The organism is Micromonospora sp. NPDC047620 (assembly GCF_043205005.1).
Lineage (GTDB): Bacteria > Actinomycetota > Actinomycetes > Mycobacteriales > Micromonosporaceae > Micromonospora.
Window position 1 is genome coordinate 566 of record NZ_JBIDDG010000016.1, and the last position, 21,969, is coordinate 22,534.

At 74.5% G+C, this 21,969-nt stretch carries 14 protein-coding genes; 6 read left to right on the plus strand and 8 right to left on the minus strand.

Annotation, left to right across the window (positions count from 1 at the left end; all coding sequences use genetic code 11):
• Positions 1–389 precede the first annotated feature (389 nt).
• Positions 390–2,207 carry a VanW family protein gene (locus ACGF5C_RS20630; protein WP_393303834.1) on the minus strand — a complete coding sequence of 606 codons (1,818 nt, stop codon included), beginning with the start codon at positions 2,205–2,207 and terminating at the stop codon, positions 390–392.
• A gap of 180 nt (positions 2,208–2,387) precedes the next feature.
• On the opposite strand from ACGF5C_RS20630, the gene nudC reads away from it, so the two are divergent.
• Positions 2,388–3,311 (plus strand): NAD(+) diphosphatase, encoded by a 924-nt coding sequence (gene nudC, locus ACGF5C_RS20635; protein ID WP_393303836.1) that lies wholly within the window; start codon positions 2,388–2,390, stop codon positions 3,309–3,311.
• A gap of 1 nt (position 3,312) precedes the next feature.
• On the opposite strand, the gene ACGF5C_RS20640 is transcribed toward nudC, so the two are convergent.
• Positions 3,313–5,832: a fibronectin type III domain-containing protein gene (locus ACGF5C_RS20640; RefSeq protein WP_393303838.1), complete on the minus strand. Its 2,520-nt coding sequence runs from the start codon at positions 5,830–5,832 to the stop codon at positions 3,313–3,315.
• A gap of 32 nt (positions 5,833–5,864) precedes the next feature.
• A complete protein-coding gene (locus ACGF5C_RS20645) occupies positions 5,865–7,124 on the minus strand; it encodes a polysaccharide biosynthesis protein (RefSeq protein ID WP_393303839.1) in 1,260 nt (419 codons plus the stop codon).
• A gap of 115 nt (positions 7,125–7,239) precedes the next feature.
• On the opposite strand from ACGF5C_RS20645, the gene ACGF5C_RS20650 reads away from it, so the two are divergent.
• Together ACGF5C_RS20650 and ACGF5C_RS20655 are read left to right on the plus strand one after the other, a co-directional pair.
• Positions 7,240–8,787, plus strand: a complete 1,548-nt coding sequence (locus tag ACGF5C_RS20650; protein ID WP_393303841.1) for a hypothetical protein — start codon at positions 7,240–7,242, stop codon at positions 8,785–8,787.
• A 108-nt stretch (positions 8,788–8,895) separates the two neighbouring features.
• Positions 8,896–9,090, plus strand: a complete 195-nt coding sequence (locus ACGF5C_RS20655) for a hypothetical protein (protein WP_350709619.1) — start codon at positions 8,896–8,898, stop codon at positions 9,088–9,090.
• Here ACGF5C_RS20655 and ACGF5C_RS20660 read toward each other — a convergent pair.
• Positions 9,075–10,286, minus strand: a complete 1,212-nt coding sequence (locus ACGF5C_RS20660) for a glycosyltransferase family 4 protein (RefSeq protein ID WP_393303843.1) — start codon at positions 10,284–10,286, stop codon at positions 9,075–9,077. The two genes, ACGF5C_RS20655 and ACGF5C_RS20660, sit on opposite strands and share 16 nt — an antisense overlap.
• Positions 10,287–10,371: 85 nt before the next feature.
• On the opposite strand from ACGF5C_RS20660, the gene ACGF5C_RS20665 reads away from it, so the two are divergent.
• Positions 10,372–14,664 (plus strand): alpha-(1->3)-arabinofuranosyltransferase family protein, encoded by a 4,293-nt coding sequence (locus tag ACGF5C_RS20665; RefSeq protein ID WP_393303845.1) that lies wholly within the window; start codon positions 10,372–10,374, stop codon positions 14,662–14,664.
• Here ACGF5C_RS20665 and ACGF5C_RS20670 read toward each other — a convergent pair.
• Positions 14,556–15,755, minus strand: coding sequence for an acyltransferase family protein (locus ACGF5C_RS20670; RefSeq protein WP_393303847.1), 1,200 nt, complete (start codon positions 15,753–15,755; stop codon positions 14,556–14,558). The genes ACGF5C_RS20665 and ACGF5C_RS20670 overlap by 109 nt on opposite strands.
• A 132-nt stretch (positions 15,756–15,887) precedes the next feature.
• Here ACGF5C_RS20670 and ACGF5C_RS20675 point away from each other — a divergent pair, with 132 nt between their 5' ends.
• Positions 15,888–16,979: a DUF3068 domain-containing protein gene (locus ACGF5C_RS20675; RefSeq protein ID WP_393304063.1), complete on the plus strand. Its 1,092-nt coding sequence runs from the start codon at positions 15,888–15,890 to the stop codon at positions 16,977–16,979.
• Positions 16,980–17,072: 93 nt separating this feature from the next.
• On the opposite strand, the gene ACGF5C_RS20680 is transcribed toward ACGF5C_RS20675, so the two are convergent.
• Complete coding sequence (locus ACGF5C_RS20680; RefSeq protein WP_393303849.1) at positions 17,073–18,743, minus strand: DUF885 domain-containing protein; 1,671 nt, start codon at positions 18,741–18,743, stop codon at positions 17,073–17,075.
• Between the two features lie 235 nt (positions 18,744–18,978).
• On the opposite strand from ACGF5C_RS20680, the gene ACGF5C_RS20685 reads away from it, so the two are divergent.
• The gene (locus tag ACGF5C_RS20685; RefSeq protein WP_393303851.1) at positions 18,979–19,956 is read left to right on the plus strand and encodes a DMT family transporter; all 978 of its coding nucleotides are present in this window, start codon (positions 18,979–18,981) and stop codon (positions 19,954–19,956) included.
• Between the two features lie 109 nt (positions 19,957–20,065).
• On the opposite strand, the gene ACGF5C_RS20690 is transcribed toward ACGF5C_RS20685, so the two are convergent.
• On the minus strand, positions 20,066–21,142 hold the full coding sequence (locus ACGF5C_RS20690) for a PHP domain-containing protein (protein WP_393303853.1): 1,077 nt from the start codon (positions 21,140–21,142) through the stop codon (positions 20,066–20,068).
• A 54-nt stretch (positions 21,143–21,196) separates the two neighbouring features.
• Entirely contained in the window at positions 21,197–21,949 is a 753-nt protein-coding gene (locus ACGF5C_RS20695) for a M23 family metallopeptidase (protein ID WP_393303855.1), read from the minus strand.
• Positions 21,950–21,969 lie beyond the last annotated feature (20 nt).

Sequence of the window (21,969 nt, forward strand, 5' to 3'; positions counted from 1 at the left end):
GTTTGGGGGGGGGGTTTTTTTCCCCGGGGGGGGGGGGGGGGGGGGGGCGCGGGGGGGTGATACACCCCCCCCCCGCCGGGGGGGGGCCCGGCCAGGCCCCACCCCCACCCACCGACACCGCAACAAGCGCCCCCAGGCAGCACCCACCCGACACCGCAACAAACGCCCCAGGCAGCGCCCCACCCCACCCGCCTCGGGCGCCACACCAACGCGACGCGAACTGAGGCAGGCCCACGCCACGCCCGGCCGATCAAAGCGAAGGAGTCACGCACCCAGCGGAGATCCCCGCCTGGTGAGAAACAGAGGCCGCGCGGGTGTGCGTACGCCGGAAAGGAGCTGCCCCGCCGGCGGGGCAGGCGGGGCAGCGACGTGCGGGAGTGGGACGGACGTCAGGACGGCTCGCGGGCGCAGATGAAGCGCGGCTCGGCGTCGTAGCGCCAGGTGAACTTCTCCCGCTTGACGACCTTGCCGTCCTTCTTGATGACCCGGAAGGCGTCCTGGGTGAAGCCCTGGCTGCCGCTGGCGGGGATGCAGGTGGGGCCCGGCTCCAGATAGACGGTCTTCGGCTGGGTGATGTTGCGCCGCGGGCTGTACTCCGTCTTCACGCTGTCCCAGATCTTGGTGCTCCAGACGGACACCGTGATGGAACTGGACGTGTACGAGGTGTCGATCAGGACGCCGTACTCGGTGTTGTTGCGGAACTTGAAGTCCAGGTCCGGCCAGAAGATGGTCGACTCGATGACCGCCGGGTACCGGCTGAACCAGTACGAGTGCGGCTTGTGCTCGACGTCCTCGAGGCCCGCGTAGTAGGTCGCGTTGAACAGCGTGGTGGTGAACTGCGAGGTGCCACCGCCCACGCCCGGCACCAGCTTGCCGTTCAGGATGACCGGGGCGTCCCGGTAGCCCTGGGCGTAGCCGCGCTCACCGGTGTGCCCGTTGAGCGAGAACGTCTCGCCGGGTAGTACGACCGTGCCGTCCACGTCCTTGGCGATCGTGATGATGTTCTGGCTGCGCGGCGAGGAGAGCCCACCGGTGAACCGGGTGGTGAACGTGGACACCCGCTCCTTGATGCCGAGCCCGGCCAGCTTCTCCGCGGTCAGCTCCGGCTCGGCCGGCTTCAGCTCGCCGGTCACCTTGCGGTCCTCCGCCTTCGGCAGGACGGCCAGCAGGTCGCGGCCGAGGGCGGCGCTGTCGAGCTGCTGCCCCGGCTTGCCGTCGACGACCTTCGGCTTGCCCCCGGAGATGGTCATCCGGGCGTCCTTCGGCGGCACCTCGATCGTCGTTAGGTCGTCGCCGAGCGCGGCGCGCAGCCGCTTCACGTCGACCTGCGGGGTCAGCTTGCCGGCCTTGTCGGCGGTGAACCGCAGGCTCCTCGCGATCGCCTTCGGCGGGATCTGCACGGAACCCTTGTCGGTGGTGAGCGTGACGGGCGCGGCGACGGCCGGCTCCGCCAGCTCGGCGACCAGCCGGTCCACCTCCTCGGCGGTGGTCGCCGGGTGCGTCTCGACCAGCGGCACGGTCACCGGCTGGCGGCTCAGCCAGCCCTCCCGCACCACCTGCGCGGAGCGCTCCGGATCCAGCGCGAGGCTCGGCTTCGGGTGCACCGCCTTCGGCGTGGTGCCCTTCCAGGTGATCGCCGGCATCGTCATCTTCCGGCCCTGGTCGCCGACCACCTTCTTCAGGGCGGCGTCGAGCCGGGCGACGTCCACGGTCACCACCGGCTGGACCGCGCGGGACCCGACGAGCCGGTCGACCGCGTGCGCGTCCGCCTCGGCCGCCGCCGCCACGGTGGCGTCGACGTCGACCGCGAGGCCGACCTCGGCCGGGACGATCTCGGCGGTCTGCTCGCCGACGCGTACCGACAGGGGGGCCGCGAGCTCGGCGGCTCGGCGGTCCAGTGCCGCCCGCAGTTCCCGGGCGGCGTCCGCGCGGCTCCGGCCGCCGAGCTCCGCCCCGAGCACGGTCGTCCCGCGGGGCACGTCACCGGCGTAGGCGTAGGCGCCCACCCCCGCCACGGAGGCCAGCACCGCCGTGGCGACACCGGCGGCGAGCAGCAGGCGGACCCGGCGGGACCGGGACCCCCCGCCCGGTCGGCCGGCGGGCACGACGGGTTCCGGCTCGTCACCCGGCCAGGTCACCGCGGTGACCTGCACGGTGGGCCGGTCGTCGGCGGGTGGGTTCTTCTCGCCGTACAGCGTCACGGTCACCTCGATCGGGGCATACCACACTGGGGGGAGCGCTCGCCCCGCCCGGAAGACACCTACGGTAACCGGCGGCCCGGCACGGCGGCAGTCTGCGCCCCTCCCGTTGCGGCAGCGCGTGTCGCGCGGCGTGTCGGCGGGGGGCCGCCCGGGCGCGGGGCGCGGCGGTCATGGCACGGTAGGGGCATGCGAGCGGACGAGGCGGTCCTGGCGTACGGCGGCGGTTGGCTGGACCGGGCGGGGGAGTTGCGCGCCGACCCGGAGCGGATCGCGGCGCTGATGGCCGACCCGGGCAGCGTCGTCCTGCCGTTCTGGCGGGACCGCTGCCTGGTCGCGGAGGACGTGCCGGTGCGGTTGACCGGCGACCTGGCGGCCGGGGTGCTCGCCCTCGCCGACGAGACCGCCTTCCTGGGCATGGGCGAGGACACGTCGGCCGTCTTCGCGGTGGACCTTTCCGGCCTGTCCGAGGCCGCCGCCGTCGAGGCGGCCGGGGCGGGCGCCGCCGTGGACGTCCGTGCGTTGGTCGGCCGGCTCGGTCCGGCCGAGGCGGCCGTCCAGGCGTACGCGCGGGGGCTGCTGCACTGGCACCGGCAGCAGCGCTTCTGCGGCGCCTGTGGGGCGTCGACGGTCGCCCGGGGCGGGGGACACGTCCGGTCCTGCACCCGGGTGGACTGCGGCCGGCTTCTCTTTCCCCGGATCGAACCGGCGGTCATCGTGCTGGTCGAGGCGCCCGGAGCACCGGACCGCTGCCTGCTGGCCCGGCACGCGGGTGCGCGGGAGGGGGCGTACTCGACGCTCGCCGGTTTCGTGGAGGTGGGCGAGAGCCTGGAGGACGCCGTCCGGCGGGAGATGGCCGAGGAGGCCGGGGTGACGGTGACCGACCTGACGTACGTGGGGTCGCAGGCGTGGCCGTTCCCGGCGGGACTGATGGTCGGCTTCCGGGCCACCGCCGCGTCCGAGGAGGTGCGGATGGACGGCGTGGAACTGCTGGAGGCGCGCTGGTTCACCCGGGACGAGCTGCGCGAGCGGGTGGCCGCCGGGTCGCCGCTCGGCCGGGTCGACTCGATCGACCACCATCTGCTCCGATCCTGGCTCGCCGCCGGAGCCTGACTCACTCCACGAGCACGGCGACGGGCGCGGACGGCGGGCCCGTGTCGACGCCGTCGGTGGCCGCGACCCGGAACTCGTAGCGGTGGCCCCGGGTCAGTAGTACGGCGGTGAAGTCGGTTCCGGCCACGGGGTACGGATCCGTCCGCCAGCTCGTGCCGGACGTGACATCCCGGACCTGGACGCGGTAGGCGAGGCCAGGGCCGGCCTGACGCCAGCTCAGCCGCGCCTCGCCGTTGCCGCTCGCCGTCACCGCCAGCCCGCTCGGCGTGGGCAGCCGCGGCGTGGCCCGGACCGGCCTGCTCAGCCGACCCGGACCGGCCTGGTTGGCGGCGGCGACCGCGAACTCGTACTCGTGGCCGTTGCGCAGCTGGTGGATGGTGGCCTCGGTGCCCTGCACGGCCACCTTCTCCTCGGTGAAGTCCCGCTCCCGGGCGGTGAGGTCCCGTCGGTAGACGCGGTGCCATCCGCCGGGGTTGGTCGAGCGCCAGGCCAGCTCCACCTGACCCGGCCCGATCTTCGTCACCCGCAGGGCGGTCGGCACCGCCTCCGGTGCGGTGAACCGCGCCCGGGCCCGTACCGGCGGGGAGAGGGGCCCCTCACCGCCGCTGTTGACGGCGCTGACCGCGAACTCGTACTCGTGGTCGTGTCGGAGGTACCGGGCGAGGTGGTTCGCCCTGGTGTCCAGCGACGGCGAGCCGAGGCGGGTTTCGCCCGCCGTCACGTCCCGTCGGTAGACGCGGTAGGAGACGCCAGGTCCGAGGCCGGCCCAGTTGAGCCGGATGTCGCCGTCCGGTTGGGGGCTGGCGGTCGGCCGGGCCGGCGCGGCCGGCGGGGTGACGAACGCGGTGGCCCGGACCGGCGCGGAGGGTTGGCTGTCCCCGCCGCCGCCGACCGCGACGACGGTGAACTCGTACATCCGCGCGTGCCACAGCGAGTCGACGGTCGCGCTGGTGCCGGTGAACGTGCCGACCAGGGCCGGTGCCCGCTGGCCCGATGTGACGTCGCGCTGGTACAGCCGGAACAGTTGGACGAACGGCAGCGGGTCCCAGCGCACCGCGACGTCCCCGGTCCGCCCGGCCGTCGCCCGCAGCCCGCCGGGCGGCGCAGGTGGCGGCACGGTGGCGGTCATCCGCGCCACCGACGACGGCGGGCCTTCGCCCCGCCGCCCGAGTGTGGTCACCCGGAACTCGTACTCGTGCCCGTTGACGAGGAAGTCGGCGGAGAAGCGGGGCTCGGCGGTCGGCTCGCCGATGCGGACGAAGTGGGTCTGGCCGGCGGTCACGTCTCGGCGGTGGACCAGGTAACGCGGGTCGTCATCGGCCCTGACGGGGCGCCAGCGCAGCTCGGCGTTGCCCGCGCCCCGCGCGTCGGCGGTGAGCGCGGCCGGAGCTGGCGGCACGTCGGCCCGGTCCGGCCGGGGGCGGGGCCAGTCGACCTCGACGAAACGCGGCCGGTAGACGCCGGCGTCGGCGTACGTCACCGCGTCGTCGACGTTGTTGACGTTGTACGAGATCAGCAGCTTTCCCGGACGGGCCAGGTCGGGGTGCAGGTCGGCGTCGTAGACGAGGTGCCCGGCGTCGGTCTCCGCAGCGCTGTGCAGGTAGTCCGGCCCGTCGAACGGCCCCGTCGGCCCGGCGGCGGAGTAGGCCACGAGGTCGCCGCTGAACACGAGGTTGTTCTCGTGGGTCACGAGCACGTACCGGTCCCCGACCCGCTGCACCCCGTACGACGTGCCGACGCCGCTGAGGACGCGGGTGGACCGGTCCACCTCGGGCGCCCAGCCGTTGCCCGTCCAGAACTCCCACGGGCCCGTGAGATCGTCCCCGGCGACCCGGGCCACGTGCGCGAACTTGGTCTCGCCGCTCGCCTCGGTCCCGTAGATCCAGGTGTGCCCGCCGTCGCGGAGCAGCGCGGAGCCCCAGGAGATCCGGTGCCCCAGCGGCAGCGGCCGGACGGCGGTGGGAACCAGGCCGGGTAACGCGAAGGTGGCCAGCGACGTGCCCAGCAGGACGTGGTCCAGCGGGCCGGCGCCGGTCCGGCGGTAGCGGTTGACCAGCATCTGGAGGCCCTGGCCGACGACCTGGGCGTCGCCGACCCAGTGGAACTGGTCGGCGGCCGGTGGTGGCACCAGCGAAGCGGGCTCCTCGGCGGTGCCGCCGTGCACGGTCTCGCGCAGCTCGTCGCCCTGCTGCACGACCACCGAGTTGTTGATGAACGACGCGGTGTCGGGCCGGGAGCCGTCCGGATTGACCGGGCCGAGGAAGGTGTCGGAGAAGAGCCAGAGCAGCCGGCCGTCGGGGAGTCGGACGGAGGCCGTCCGGTCGGCGCCGTTCCACCTGCCCGAGGTGTCGCCGTAGCGGTCGAAGAGGGCGGTGAGCCGCTCGGCCGACATGCCGCCCTCGGCCCGCGCACGGCCCGGAACGCCGGCGGTCAGGGTGACCACCAGCGCGGCGGCGTACAGCACGAGCAGCCAGCGGATGTGCGGACGGTCTCTCCGTCGGCGGGATCCGGTCGTGGTCATGCGGACGCTCACCAGAACCCCCCGTCTCCTGGTTATCCGTCCCGCACTGTGACATGTGCTTCCGGTGGGTGGGTAGTGGCCGTCCGGGTGGGTTTCGACCTGTCGCCGCGTTCGTGAGCCATTGTCAGCAGCCCGGTCGCCACGGCGGTGACCGCCGCCGTCACCAGGGCCGCCCCGGCGATCCCGGCGATGGTCCGTGGCACGACGGTCGCGACCGCGGCCACGTACACCACCGTCGACAGCCACAGTGGAGCGGCGGGCCACCGGGCCGATGCCGCGACCCGGGCGTTCACCAGGATGAAGACCACCGCGTACAGGGCGCCGGTGGCGGCGAAGAGCGGGGCGTAGCGGCCGGACCCGGCGTACGCCGGGCCGCCGGCCAGGCGGAAGGCGAGCTCGCCGGCCAGCGCCGAGCCCAGCACCAGCACCGCCCCGGCGCCGGCGACCAGGGCCAGCGCGGTGACCAGGGCGCGGCGGTCACCCTTCGCCAGGCGGGGCAGCGCGATCACGGTCACCACCTGCGGCGCCCAGAGGGCGCCCTTGGTCAGTACGGTGCCGACGGCGTAGGTGCCGGAGACGTCCGGCGGTAGGAAGCGGCGGGCGAGCAGCAGGTCCACGTACGAGACGACCAGCATCGCCAGCGTGGCGCCGCTGGCGGTGAGCACGGTCCGGGTGGCGAGGGAGGGTGCCTTCGGGTCGATGCCGGCGCCCCGGTTGAGGCGTACCAGCAGGGCGAGTACCAGGACCGAGGTGACCGCCCCGGCCAGCAGCGACCCGGTGAGCCCGCCGCCGAGCGAGAGCCCCGCCACCATGCCCCCGTAGCGGCCGGCGCCGAGCAGCGCCATGCCGCCGGCGAGCCGCAGGAAACGCTGGTCGCCCTGCAACTCGCCGAGCCAGCGGCCGGCCGCGACGACCGCCACGGTGAGCACGCCGAGCAGCAGCACCGCCGGGGCGGCCAGCCGGAGCTGCACGGCGGCCACCGGCAGCGTCACGGCGAGCAGCGCGGCGGTGACGACAAGCGTGAGCAGGGTCGGTCGGGTGGTGGCGGCGCGGCCGTGGCGGGCCCGGTGCACGGCGACCGCGATCTGCAGCCCGGTGCCGGCCACACCGCCTATCGCGCCCAGCGCGAGGAGGGTGGCCAGCGCGCTCAGCTCCGCCGGGTCGAGGTTTCGGGCGCCGAGGACGGGCACCACGTAGGCCAGCCCGTTGACGAGGACGCCGGCCAGCGTCACCGCCACCCCTGCGGCGCCGAGACCGGTCGCCCGGCCGCCCCTGTCCTGATCCGTCCCCATCACCGCCCCGGGTCGCCGGCACTCCCGGCCGTGCGGCGGGCGCACGTACAGTGGCGCCACGCCGGTGCCACGCCCGGTCAGCGTAGTGAGGAGGTCAACCCTGCGGGAGAGGTCGATGCTCGCCGGGCTCGGGCTGGCCGTCACCCTGCTGGTGCTGGCTCCGCTGGTGGCGCCCGGATACGTGCTCAGTTACGACATGGTCTTCGTGCCGCACCAGCCGTGGCGCGCGGAACTCGTCGTCCCGTCCGACTCGCTGCCCCGGGCGGTGCCGTTGGACGCCCTGGTGTCGCTGGCCAGTCAGGTGGTGCCCGGTTGGCTGGTGCAGCGGCTGGTGCTGGTCGCGGTGCTGCTGCTCGCCACCGTCGGCGCCGGGCTGCTGGTGCCGGCGCGGCACCCGGTCACCCGGCTGGTGGCCGCCGTCGGGTACGTGTGGACGCCATACCTGGCGGAACGGCTGCTGATCGGGCACTGGGGCCTGCTGCTGGCGTACGCGTCGCTGCCCTGGCTGGTGTCGGCGGTGATCCGGTTGCGGGCCGGTGGGCGGCGGGCGCTGCCGCTGCTGGTGCTGGCCGCCGTGCCCGCGGCGGTGACCCCGACCGGCGGCCTCATCGCCCTGGCCAGCACCGTCGTGCTGGTGCCGCGGCGGGCCGGGGGCCGGGTCGGGGCAGCCGCGGTGGGACTCGTGCTGCTGCTGAACGCGCCCTGGTTGGTGGCGGCGGCCCTGACCCGGGCGGATGCCCGGACCGACCCCGACGGGGTGGCGGCGTTCGCGGCGCGGGCGGAGAACTGGAGCGGCGCGCTCGGCGCGCTGGCCGGCACCGGCGGGATCTGGAACGCGCAGACGACGCCGGAGAGCCGCTCGTCCCCGCTGGCGCCGGTTGCCACCGCCGTCGTGCTGGCCGTGGCGGTCCTCGGCTACCGGACGTTGAGCCGCCGGTGGGCGGGCGGGCTCGCGCACCGGCTCGCCGGGCTGGCGGCCGGCGGTTTCCTGCTCGCCGCTCTGGGCGTGCTGCCCGTTCTGGGTGGGCTGCTGGAGTGGTCGGTGGCCACGGTGCCCGGGGCCGGGGTGCTGCGCGACGGGCAGAAGTTCCTCGTCCCGTACGCCCTGCTGGTCGCTGTCGGGTTCGCGCTCGGCGTGGAGCGGCTGGCCGAGGCGACGGGTCGGGCCGGTCGGGTGGGCGCGGGCGCGTTGCTCGCCGGGGCGCTGGTCCTGCCCGTAGTGGTGCTGCCGGACCTGGCGTTCGGCGCGGCCGGCCGGCTGCGACCGGTGGCCTATCCGGCGGACTGGAACGCCGTCGCCGCCCGCCTCGACGGCCGGCCGGGCGAGGTGCTCTCGCTGCCGTTCGGGGCTTACCGGGCGTATCCGTGGAACGGTGGTCGGACTGTGCTCGACCCGCTGCCCCGCTACGTCGACGCCGACGTCCTCGTCGACGACACGCTCTGGGTCGGCCCGAGCGAGGTGAGCGGGGAGAATCCGCGGGCGGCGCAGGTGCGGCGGGTGCTCGCCACCGGTGCTCCGGTGACGGCCACCGGTGTGCGCTGGGTGGTGGTGCAACGGGTGGTCGGCGGCCACCGCGTGGACCCGGCGATGCTGGTCGGGCTCCGCGAGGTGTACGCCGGCACGGACCTGACCCTGTACGAGAACCCGATGGCGGGCGGCTGACCGGAGCGCCCCCACCGGCCGGTATCGATCGTCCTCGCGGCCCTCCCCACCGTCGCTACTTGGTGGTAACGTCCCGCGCACGCAGCTCACGAGGAGGAAGTCAGCACCATGCGCAGTGCTCTCTCGTTGGTTCTCGCCGGAGTGATCGCGGTCGCTCTCGGCGTCTTCGGGTCGGTGGCGCTGGCCACGACCCTCACCGGCACCTCGTCGTCCGAGGCCGCCAAGGCCGAGCAGTCCGCGCGGACCAGCTCGGACGGCGGCAGCGGCGGCGCCAACAAGCCGCTGGTCTACGGCGCGAGGTAGGAAGGCTCCACCGGCTCCATCTGCTCCGCCGGCACCACCGCCCGAACGTTCGCGGCCCTCGCCACGAGGGCCGCGAATTTTTCGCCCGAGACCGGCCAGGTGAAGCGGGCCGCGTGCGCCCGCGCCGCCGCGCCCATCGCGGTACGCAGGGCGTCGTCGGTGAGCAGCACCCGCACCTTGGCGACGAAGTCGTCGACGTCGTCCGCGAGCAGGCCGGTCTCGCCGTCGACGAGCGCCTCCTCGACCCCGCCGGCGCCGCGGAACGCGATCGTCGGCGTGCCCACCGCCCCGGCCTCCACGATGGTCAGCCCCCAGCCCTCCTTCAGTGAGGGAGTGAGCGCGACCCACGCGCTGGCCAGCAGTTCCCCCTTCTCCGCGTCGCTGACGAACCCGGTGAACCGGACTCGGTCGGTGATGCCCAGTTCGCCGGCGAGCCGGCGCAGGTGCGGCTCCCACCAGCCCTGGCCGGCGACCACGAGGGTGAGGCCAGGCAGCTCGCCGGCGAGCCCGGCGACCGCGTGCAGGGCCAGTTCGACCTGCTTGTGCGGCACCAGCCGGCCGAGCACCACCAGGGACGGGTGCGGGGTGCGCGGCACCGGCCCGACGGGCATGTCCGGCGTGCCGTTGTGCACGACGGCGATGCGGGCGAGGTCGATGCCGAGGCTGGCCAGCTCCCGGCGGGTGGCCTCGGAGACCGTCACATACCGGCACCGGCGGTAGACGCGCGGGGCCAGCCAGGACTCCACCCACCAGCCGAAGCGGGCCAGCCAGCGGCCCAGCACCACGGGCCACTGCTCCCGGTGCACGTGGTGCACCAGCGCGATCACCGGACAGAGGGCGTACAGGGCGGAGAGGAAGGGCAGGCCGTTGCCCACGTCCACGATCACGTCCGGCCGGCCACCCCGGCGCCGGGCCAGCGGCCCGAGGCCCAGCGCTCCGGCCAGGTACACCAACGCGGCACGCAGGTAGACGGTGTGCCGGCCGCCGCGACGCAGCACCCGCACCCCGTCGGCGGTGACCTCCTCGGCGGGACCGGCGGAGTGCGTGGCGCACAGCAGCGTGGCGCGGTGGCCCCGGCGTACGAGTTCCCCGGCGATCCGCTCGACGTACACCTCCGAGCCGCCGCCCTCGGGGTTCCGGATGTCACGCCAGTTGAGGAAAAGTACGTGCCGGTTGGCGGCAGGCGGTGCTTCCACACTTACTCCTACTGCCGAGTAGTCTTCGCGTCGCGTCACACTATGGGCTTCGTCACGCCCCCCGCAATGCCCCATCGGAGGCGACATGCAGCAGGCGCCGGCCCGTCCGGAGCTGACTGATCGGCCGGACGACACATCGAGAAGGGTGTGGCGTCTTCGCTTGGTCGCGGTCTGTCTCGGTTTGTCGGCCCTGGCGTTCCTCCAGGATCCGGGCATGATCGTCATCGATACCAAAGTGGACCTGGCGGTCGATCCGGCCGGATGGTTGAGTCGCGCGCTGCACGTCTGGGACCCGGACGGGACCTTCGGCCAGCTCCAGAATCAGGCGTACGGCTACCTCTGGCCGATGGGCCCGTTCTTCCTCCTCGGCAAGCTGCTCGCCATCCCGGCCTGGGTGGTGCAGCGGCTCTGGTGGGCGCTGCTCATGACGGTGGCCTGCACCGGCGTGGTCCGGCTGGCCGAGCGGCTGCACATCGGCACGCCGGGGGCCCGGCTGGTCGCCGGGGTCGCCTTCGCGCTCTCCCCCCGGCTGGTCACCGAGCTTGGCCCGATCTCGGTGGAGGCGTGGCCGAGCGCCCTCGCCCCCTGGGTGCTGGTGCCCCTGGTGGGGCTGGCCCGAGGTGGGTCGGTGCGCCGCGCGGTCACCCGGTCCGCGCTGGTGGTGGCGTGTGCCGGGGGCGTCAACGCGACGGCGGTACTGGCCGTCGTGCCGCTGGCCGGCCTCCTGCTGGTCGGCCTGCACCCGTTCCGGCTGCGGGTCACGGCGTTGGTCGCCTGGGGCCTGGCGGTGGGCGCGGCGACCGCCTGGTGGCTGGTGCCCCTGCTCCTGCTGGGCCGGTACAGTCCGCCGTTCCTCGACTACATCGAGACGGCGCCGGTTACCACCGCACCCACCGACACGACCACCGTGCTGCGTGGCGCCTCGCACTGGCACGCGTACCTCAACGGCGCGTACGGGCCGCCCTGGTCTGCCGGCTGGCGGCTGGCCACCGAGCAACCGCTGGTCGTCGCGACCCTGGTGGTCGCCGGACTCGGCCTGGTCGGCCTGGCCCGGCGGGGCATGCCACACCGGCGTCTCCTGATTACCGGCCTGCTGGTCGGGCTGGCCCTGGTCGGGCTCGGTCACGTCGGCGCGGTCGACGGGCTGGGCGCGCAGACGCAGCGGGACTTCCTCGACGCGGCCGGCGCACCGTTGCGCAACGTGCACAAGTTCGACGTGGTGCTCCGCCTGCCGCTCATCCTCGGCCTGGCCCACCTGCTCGGGCTGGTGGCGCGGGCGGCCCGGGCGGCCGACCGGCCCGACCTGAACCCCGGCCTGCCCCGCCTGCTCCAGCCGGTGCGGCTGCGTGCCACCCTGGTCACCGGCACCGCCCTCGTCGCGGTCGCCGGGGTGGCCGCGCCCGCCCTGGCCGCCGGGCTGCCCGCCCAGGGCAGCTTCCGCGAGGTGCCCGGCTACTGGCACCAGGCGGCGTCCTGGCTGGACCGCAACCTCGGCATGGACCGGGTGCTGGTGGTGCCCGGCGCCCGTTTCCCCCGCTACCTCTGGGGCAGCCCGAGCGACGAGGTCACCCAGCCCCTGCTGGGGAGCGGCTGGGCGGTGCGCAGCTCCGTGCCGCTCACCCCGCCGGGCACGATCCGCCTGCTCGACACCGTCGAGGCCGCGCTGGCCAACGGCGAGGGCTCCGCCGGGCTGGCCGACCTGCTCGCCCGCTCGGGCGTGCGGTACCTGCTGCTCCGCTCCGATCTCGACTACGGGCGTTCCGGGGCCACCCAGCCGGTGGTGGTCCGGCAGGCGCTGCAACGCTCACCCGGCATCCGTGCGGTGCGCGCCTTCGGGCCGGAGGTCGGCGGCGGCCAGCTGCCCGGCAACTTCGTCGACCACGGGCTGGACGTGAAGGTCCGGGCCCTGGAGGTGTACGAGGTCGAGAAGCCGGTCAGCCCGGTCGTCGCGTACGGCACGGAGGGGCTGACCACCGTGGTGGGCGGGCCGGAGTCGCTGCTCCAGGTCGCCGCGGCCGGCCGGCTCTCGGACGCCCCGACGGTGCTGGCCGGGGACCGGCCGGCGGGTCTGGTCGGCAGCCCGGTGGTGCTCACCGACGGGTTGCGTCGACGTGAGGTCGCGTTCGGCCAACCGCACGACAACGCCTCGGCGACCATGACGGGCGCCGACGAGTCGCGGCTCGGCGCGCCCGCCCGGGACTACCTGCCGCCGTGGGGCGAGGACCAGGCGACCACCGTGCGCTACCTCGGCATCGAGTCGGTCACCGCGTCGAGCTCCTGGTCGGACGCCCAGCCGTTGGTCGGCGGCCGGCCGGCGCACCAGCCGTACGCGGCGCTCGACGGCAGCCTCGCCACCTCCTGGCGCTCGGCGCCGGGCACCCTGGCCACCGAGCAGTGGCTGGAGGTGGAGTTGACCGAGCCGCAGGTGGTCCGCGATGTGCGGCTCACCTTCGACACCGGCGCCGACTCCCTGCCCACCCGGATCACCGTCGCCGCGGGCAACCAGCAGGCGGTGGTGGAGAACCCGGGCCAGAGCGTTCAGGTCACGGTGCCCGCCGGCCACCCGACCCGCCGGGTCCGGGTCTCCGTCGACCAGGTCTTCGACATCCGGGCCGGCTTCGGCGGCGTCGGCATCGCCGAGTTGTCCATCCCCGGCCTGCGGGTCGAGCGGACCCTGGCCGTGCCGGCGCCGCCGGCCAGTGCCGCCCCGGCGACCGTGGTGCTCACGGCCGCCGCCGGCGCCTCGCCCTGCGTCTTCGACGAGGGCCGGCCGATCTGCGACGGCGGGCTCGCCAGGGAGTCCGAGGACGGCGACCGGATCGACCGGACGCTGAGCCTGCCGATCGCCGCCGGCTACGACGTGGCGCTGCGGGTACGCCCACGAGCGGGGAGCGCCTTGAACGCGTTGCTCGACGGCGGTGGCGAGGCGGCCGCCGCGCGCGGCGTCAGCCCGGCGGTCGCCGCCTCCAGCATCGGCGTTCCCCACCCCGCGGCCCGGCCGGGCGCGGTCGTCGACGGCGACCCGGCGACGACGTGGTACGCCGCCGCGTCGGACCGGCAGCCGTGGCTGCGCCTGACCTGGCCCAAGGCGCGCCAGATCGCCGGGCTGAAGGTGACCCTGCCACCCACGGCAGCGGCTGCCCGCCCGTGGCAGGCGACCGTGATCGGGGACGGCGGCATGCGCGGCGGCGTCTTCGACGAGGGCGGCAGCCTGGTCTTCGACCGGCCGCTGAAGACCGACCAGATCACCGTGCTGATCTCCGACGTCGTGCCGGCCAACACCTTCGACCCGTACCGGCGGTTGTCGCGGAGCCTGCCCGTCGGCGTGGGCGAGCTGATCGTGCTGCCCGAGGGCCCGGTGCTGCGCAACGACCCGGAGGAGCACGTCACGCTTCCCTGCGGCACCGGGCCCACCGTCGAGGTCGGGACCCACCGGCGCCGGACGGCGCTGGTGGCCAGCCGGCGGGAGTTGGTGGAGCTGCGCGAGGTGGACGCGGTGCTCTGCGGTGCGCGTGCGGAGGATCCGCTGCCGCTGGCCGGCGGGGAGGTGCGGGTGGTGGCGACGGCGAGCCGCCTGGCGACGCCGACCCGGCTCGTCCTCACCCCCGACGCCGTCGTTCCGGGGCCCACCGACGGCGGCGCGGCCGGCACGGCGGGCGCGCCGGAGGCCACCCAGACCCCGGTCCGGGTGGACGGCTGGGCGGCCACCCGGCGGTCGTTGCACCTGGACGCGTATCCGGGCCAGCGGGTGCTGGCCCTGCGGGAGAACGCCAACGCGGGGTGGGAGGCCACCGCGGGCGGCAGGCGGCTCACCCCGTTCGTGGTGGACGGCTGGCAGCAGGGCTGGCTGGTGCCAGCCGGTTTCTCCGGCGAGGTGCTGCTCCGGTTCGCCCCGGACGACGGCTACGCCGTGGCGCTGGGCGTCGGCGCGATCCTGCTGGGTGGGGTCGGGGTGGCCGCCGCGCTGCCGAGCCGGCGTGTCCCGCCACCGCCGGCGGCTCCAGCACGTCGCCGCCGGCACCGACTGCTCGCCCTGGCTTTCGGTGGGGTGGCGCTGCTGCTGTTCGGTGGCCTGGCAGCGGTCGCGGTCGCGATGCTGGCGACGGCCGGTGTGCTGGCCGGTCATGTGCTGGAGCCGCAGCTGCACCCGCCGGACCGGCGCCGGCTGCACCGGCTGTACCGGGTGGCCGCACGCTGGCTGCCGGTGGGCTGCTTCGCGCTGGCCGGCTGGTACGCGGTGACCCGTGGCGGGCACACCGCGGCGGCGCCTCAGCTGGCGGCGGTCGCGGCCGTGACGGTGCTCTGGTTCTCGGCCGTGCTCCCGCTGCGGCGCGGCCACGGCCCGTTCCAGCGCTGGAAAGGGCGCTCGACGGCGTAGTAGCTGAGTGCGGCGAGGACCAGCCCGCCGGCGACGGTGAGCAGGAAGATCTGGCCCGTGTCGCCGGTGAAGTTCGGCCGGTCGGTGAGGAGGTAGACCCCCTCCAGCACGAAGGGGTGCCAGAGGAACAGCCCGTAGGAGACCCGACCGAGCCACCGGCCGACGACGCCACCGAGGACGGCCTTGGTCCGGGTGTCCGGCCCGAACGCCACCGGCAGCACCAGCATCACCGCCACCACGGCGTACAGCGCCATCTTCAGCCCGAACTGGGCGGTGGTGGGTTCGGCCAGGTCCCGGGGCCCGACGATCGGCGTGGTGGCGACGGCCAGCGCGGCCAGTGCGACCGACCAGCACGCCAGCGGTGCCGTGCCGAGGTCGTCCAGCCACCGCCACCGGTGCCCGGTGCCGGTGCGCAGCGACACGTGGACGGTGGCCAGCGCCATGCCGGCCCCGAACCAGCTGGCGTAGGACGGCAGCCACATGGTGTGCAGGCCCAGGTCGAGCAGGCCGAGCCCCATCAGGGCCACCCAGCCGGCGGTGACCGCCAGCCCCGCCACGACGATGACGACGGTCGCCCGGCCGGGACGCCAGCGCCGGCCGAGCAGGAGCGTGGCCAGCAGCGGGAGCAGCAGGTAGAAGGCCGCCTCGGTGGCGAGGCTCCACGTCTGGCTGAGGCCGTGCCGCAACTGTCGGGGCTCGTAGATCTGGGCCAGCGCCAGGTGCCGCCACCAGTCGCCGGCGGGCGCCGGCCGGTTCTGCGGCAGCACCAGCAGGCAGACCACCACGGTCACCCAGTACGCGGGCAGGATCCGGGTCGCGCGTCGCCACAGGTAGCGCCGGGCGGACGGGGGCCGCTGCCGGGACGCCAGCGCGTGCGCGTACGGGCGGAAGAGCAGGAACCCGGAGAGCACGAAGAAGACGGCGACGCCCACGTCGAGCCGGGACAGCCAGCTGCCCAGCCCCGAGTCGTTGGTGTTCGCGCCCGTGGCGAACCCGACGTGGTGCCCGACGACGGCCAGGGCGCCGATCACCCGTACGGCGTCGAGCGCGGGCAGCCGGCGGAGGCCCTGATCGGTGGTTGGGGCAGACATCAACCGTCCAGAGGGTCGCGTGAATATGTAACCCGGGAGTAACCTGCGGCCAAGTTTAGGGACAGGACCCCCTCGCCGGACACCGGCTGACTGTCTTTGTTGGGAGGATCAGTGAAGGCTCGCCTAGGCGCCGTGCTGTTCGGGATAGGCGTCTTGTGTCTCGTGCTCGCCGCGGGAGCGGCGTTCTTCGTGGCACCTACGGTGACGAAACTGCCGTACGACCTCACGCTCTGCAACGCGGAGGGCAAGCCCGAGGGCTGCCTGAAGCCGAGCGTCGCGGTGGCGGAGAACGCGAAGTTCCTGCAGCTGAAGAAGGACGCCCCGCCGACGGTCCAGACCGGCACGCTGGAGGCCACCACCGAGGTGGCGCCGCAGGCCGGCGTCACCGAGGCGGAGATGACCGGCGACCTGGAGGGCGAGGCGGTCGTCTGGGGGGCGTTCGGCACGGTCAAGTGGACCCAGACCGGTGAGGTGATCAGCCAGTACTCCGCGGAGCTGGCGCTGGACCGGCGGACCGCTGCCGCGGTCGAGTGGGACAAGCAGTTCCTCCAGGCCGACGGGCCGGAGGGGCCGAGCGAGGTCACCTTCGGCGGGCAGGTCTACAAGTTCCCGTTCCACACCGAGCGCAAGGACTACGAGTACTTCGACCGTGACGTGCGCAAGGCGCTGCCGATCCGGTTCGACGGCACCGAGAAGGTCGACGGCATCGAGGCGTACCGGTTCCAGCAGGTCATCGAGGAGACCGACCTGGGCCTGCCGGCCGACCGGGTCAGCGGCCTGCTCGGGGCGTTCGCGCCGGGCGCGACCAGCGGCAAGGTGATGTACAGCAACACCCGCACCACCTGGGTCGAGCCGGTCAGCGGCAACTTCGTCAAGGTGCGGGAGCAGCAGAAGAAGACGCTGGTGCCGGACCAGGGCACGGCCACCGCGCTGCTGGACGCCGACTTCGTCTACACCGACCAGACCATCGCCAACAGCGTGGAGTCCGCCGGGAACAACCGGGACAAGTTGCAGTTGATCGGTCGGACCATTCCGCTCGGGCTGGCGGTCATCGGTGCGCTGGCGCTGCTCGTCGGGCTCTGGCTGGTGCTCTCGGGCCGGCGGGCCACCGCCGCCGCGCGGCACCGCGCCGACGACAGCGACGCCGCCGCGTCGGAAGAGCAGCAGGAGGTCACGTCCGGGGCGCCCGTGCGGGGCGGCGACGGCGAGGCCGGGGACCGGTAGCAGGTCGTCGGGCGTCGCCCACCGTGGCAGGTGGGCGACGGTCCTCCGACATCGAGATGCGGGGCCGGTGTCCCTCCGGCCCCGCACCGCACCTCAGAGGCGGGCGAGCGCCCGGCGCAGCGGGTCGAGCCCGAGCGAGCCCAGGTCGAGCGCCTGGCGGTGGAACTCCTTCAGGTCGAAGTCGGCGCCCTTGCGGGCCTTCGCCTCGTCGCGGGCCTGGAGCCAGATCCGCTCGCCCACCTTGTACGAGGGGGCCTGCCCCGGCCAGCCGAGGTAGCGGTTCAGCTCGAAGCGCAGGTTCTCGTCCGGCACCCGGCAGTGCGCCCGCATGAACTCCCAGCCCAGCTCCGGCGTCCAGCGCTCGCCCGGGTGGAAGTCGAACGGGTTGTCCTTCGGGATCTCCAGCTCCAGGTGCATGCCGATGTCGACGATCACCCGGGCCGCCCGGAACGCCTGCCCGTCGAGCATGCCGAGCTTGTCGCCCGGGTCGTCCAGGTAGCCCAGGTCGTCCATCAGCCGCTCCGAGTAGAGCGCCCAGCCCTCGCCGTGCCCGGAGACCCAGCAGAGCAGCCGCTGCCAGCGGTTGAGCAGCTCGGCGCGGACCGCGGTCTGGGCGACCTGGAGGTGGTGACCCGGCACGCCCTCGTGGTAGACGGTGGTCACCTCGCGCCAGGTGGAGAAGTCCGTGACGCCCTGCGGCACCGCCCACCACATGCGACCGGGGCGGGAGAAGTCCTCGCTCGGGCCGGTGTAGTAGATCGCGCCGTCGCTGGTCGGGGCGAGGCAGCACTCGATCCGGCGGACCTGCTCCGGGATGTCGAAGTGGGTGCCGTTCAGGTCGCTGATCGCCTTGTCGGCGAGCGCCTGCATCCAGTCCCGGAACGCCTCCTTGCCCTGGATGGTCCGGGCCGGGTCGGCGTCCAGCGCCGCGACCGCCTCGTCGATGGTCGCGCCGGGGCCGACGATCCGGGCAGCCACCGCCCGCATCTCGGCCTCCAGCCGGGCCAGCTCCTCGAACCCCCAGGCGTACGTCTCGTCGAGGTCGACCCTGGCGCCCAGGAAGTACTGCGAGGCCAGCTCGTAGCGCTCGCGGCCGGCGGCCTGCTTCTCCCGGCCCAGCGGGGCCAGCTCGGTGCGGAGGAACTGCCCGAACTCGGCGGTCGCCGCGGTCGCCGCCGCCGCGCCCCGGCGCAACTCGGCACCGAGGCTGCCGTCGGCGCCCAGCCGCTCGACCAGCCCGTGGAAGAAGTTGTCGCCGTCCGGGTCGGTCCAGATGTCGCACTGCTTGGCGACCTCGACCAACTGCACCCGGGAGCTGACGTGGCCGGCGGCGGCCGCCTCGCGCAGCGTCGCCTTGTAGCCCTCCAGCGCGCCCGCGAAGCCGTTCAGCCGGGCGGCGATGTTGGCCCTGGCGTCGTCGCCCTCGGTGGGCATCAGGTCGAACACCATGCGGACCTCGTGCAGGCCGCTGGCGATCACGTTCACCTCGCTGGTCGTCTCGCCCGCCTCGTAGCGGGCGAGGTCGAGGCCGAGCCGCTCCTGCATGGCCTCCTTGGCGGTCCGTTCCGACTCTGATTCCGGCTCGGTCACGTCCAGGTCGGCCAGGGTCTGTCGGATCAGCCCGGCCCGGGCGGCGTACCCGTCCGGTGACAGATCGTCGAGCTGGCCGTCGTAGCCGGCAATGCCGACGTAGGTGGCGCCGGTCGGGCTCAGCGGCGCCCAGTCGGCCACGTACCGGTTCGCGAGGTCATCGATTCGTCCCACGCTGCGACCCTACGCGACGCGGCCGCCGAGTTGTCGAGCGTGTTTGCGGTGTTCAGGGCAGCGGTCGCGCGGTCGGTCCGGACAGGTGACGGCGCGCCGGTCCGCCGTCGGCGAAGACACCCGGTGGCAGCGTCGCGACGGCGCGATCCCGACCGGTAGGACGGTCGCTGTGGTGGTCGACACGGCGTCCGAAAGTCGCGGGACATTGTCGTAGGGCTGGGGCAGAGTGTCAGGAGTGACAGCGGATATCACCCCTGACCGGGCGGCGCTGCGGAGCTGGCTGCCCGGGTTCGTCGCGCTGGCGGCGATCTGGGGCTCCAGCTTCCTGTTCATCAAGGTCGGCGTCGAGGAGCTGCATCCGCTGCACCTCACCCTCTACCGGGTCGGCGCCGGCGCGGTGACGCTGCTGGTGGTGCTCGCCGTGCTCCGTGACCGGCTGCCCACCGAACCCCGGGTCTGGGCGCACCTGGCCGTGGTCGCCGCGTTCGGCGTCGCCGTGCCGTTCACCCTCTTCGGTTACGGCGAGCAGCGGGTCGAGTCGATGCTCGCGGGCATCTGGAACGCGACCACCCCGCTGATCGTGCTGCCGCTGGCGGTGCTGGTGTTCCGCACCGAGCGGCTGACCGTCCGCCGCGCGGTCGGGTTGGCGCTGGGCTTCGTCGGCGTGCTGGTGGTGCTCGGCGTCTGGCAGGGCGTGGGCGGGGCACACTTCGTCGGGCAGCTGATGTGCTTCGGCGCGGCCGCCTGCTACGGCGTCGCCATCCCGTACCAGAAGAAGTTCGTCGCCGGCAGCACGCACTCCGGGCTCTCGCTCTCGGCGGCGCAGTTGCTGATGGCGGCGGCCCAGCTCGCGGTCGTCGCGCCGTTCGTCGCGGGGGCGCCGCCGGCGCCGACCGGCCTTTCGGTCGAGGTGGTCGCCAGCGTGCTGGCGCTCGGCGCGCTCGGCACCGGCCTCGCCTTCGTCATCAACATGCGCAACATCCGGGTCGCCGGTGCGAGCACCGCCTCCACCGTGACCTACCTGATCCCGGTCTTCGCGGTGCTGATCGGCGCCCTCGCCCTCGGCGAGCGGCTCACCTGGCACCAGCCGGTCGGCGCGCTGATCGTGCTGCTCGGCGTCGCCGTCTCGCAGGGCCTGATCGGCCGGCGTCGGGCGGCGGCCGACGCCGCCGCGCCGCCCGCGCCGGCCATCGTGCCGGCCACCCCTCGCTGAACGGCACCGGCCGGCGTCGCCGCGCGGTCTGCGCGGGCCACCTACCGCTGCACGGTGCCGCGCGGTCTCGGCGGGGCGTACCGGCCCGGGCGGCCGGCGAGGCGACGGCTCAGCGCGCGGCGTGCCCGCGCGCCCAGTCGACCAGCCGGTCGGCGTCCCACGTGTTGACCACCCGGTCGGCGGGCACCCCGCAGAGGGCGGCGCGCTCGCAGCCGAACCGCTGCCAGTCGAGCTGCCCCGGGGCGTGCGCGTCGGTGTTGATGGCGAAGTCGCAGCCGGCCTCCAGGGCCCGGCGGATCAGCCGCTTCGGGGGGTCCTGTCGCTCCGGCCGAGAGTTGATCTCCACGGCCACCCCGCGCTCGGCGCACGCGGCGAAGACGGCGTCCGCGTCGAAGTCGCTCTCCGACCGGGTACGCGGCCGGTGCGCCCGGTCGCCCGGCCCCTGCACGCCGGCCGGCCGGGACGACACCATCCGCCCGGTGCAGTGGCCGAGGATGTCCAGGTGCGGATTCGTGATCGCGGCGAGCATCCGCCGGGTCATCTTCGCCCGCTCGTCGTTCAGGCCGCTGTGCACCGAGCCGACCACCACGTCGAGGCGGGCCAGCAGCTTCTCGTCCTGGTCCAGCGAACCGTCGGCGAGGATGTCGACCTCGATGCCGGTCAGGATCCGGAAGCCCTCCGGCAGCGCCTCGTTGACCTTCGCCACGTGGTCGAGCTGGCGGCGCAGCCGGTCCGCGGTCAGGCCCCGGGCCACCTTCAGCCGGGGCGAGTGGTCGGTCAGCACCACGTACTCGTGGCCCAGCTCGACCGCGGCGAGCGCCATCTCCTCGATGGGGGAGCCGCCGTCGGACCAGTCGGAGTGGGTGTGGCAGTCGCCGCGCAGCGCGGTGCGCAGCGCGGTCGCCGCCGCGTCGAGGTCGGTGCCCTCGGTGGCGACCAGCCGGCGCAGGTAGACCGGCTCCTCGCCGGCGAGCGACTCGGCGACGCAGCGGGCGGTGACGTCGCCGACCCCGGACAGCTCGGTGAGCTTGCCGGTGCGGGCCCGCTCGGCCACCTCCCTCGCCGGCAGCGCGGCGAGGGCCGTGGCCGCCGACCGGAACGCCCGGACCCGGTAGGTCGCTTCGTTCGCCCGCTCCAGGAGGAAGGCGATCCGGCGGAGATCGGCGATCGGGTCCCGGGCGCTCATTCCATGGAAAATACGCCTCCGCGCCGCCGGTCGCGGGGACGGCCGGCGGCGCGGTCAGCCGGTCGCCGCCGGCGCCTTCGGGCAGCCGTGCCGGCGGTGCCACGCGGCCACCTCGGCGGCCGGCTCGCGGTTGCCCTTGCGCCGCCACGAGTTCAGGTAGGGCGCCGGCCAGACCACGCCCCGCCGGATCCACCAGCCGTCCCGGCCCGTACACGGCGGGGAGATGCCGAAGTGCAGGTGGCAGACGTTGTTCGCGTTGCCCGTCCGGCCGACCTCGCCGAGCAGCCGCCCCGCCCGCACCCGCACGCCGGCGTCGATCCCGTCGGCGATCCGGCGCAGGTGCGAGCCGTAGTAGCGCACCCCGTCGTCGCCGAGCAGCGAGACCGACAGCCCGCCGTTGTAGGGCCCTCGCGGCCCCCGCTTGTCGAACCGGTCCACGCGGCTGACCTCCAGGACGACGCCGTCGGTCACCGCCACCACGGGCTCGCCGCAGTCGGCGAAGATGTCCGTTCCCGGGTAGGCCGAGTGGGTCGGGTGGTAGGCGACGTTCGCCGCGCGTACCGGAAAGACGTGCGGCAGCCCGGCGCGGGCCGGCGCCGCCGACGCGCCGGTCGGGGCGGCGGCGCCGGTCGGGACGGCGGCCGACGGCGACGGCTGCGCGGCCGTGGCCGGCAGGCTCGGGCGGGGGGTGCCGGGTGCCGTTCCGGGCCGGCTCGTCGCGCAGCCGGCGGCCAGCACCGGCACGAGCAGCAGCAGGACCGGGTACGCCGGACGCGCGCGGCGGCGTCGGATCGTCGGCGAGGGCATCCGGACATCCTGACAGAGTC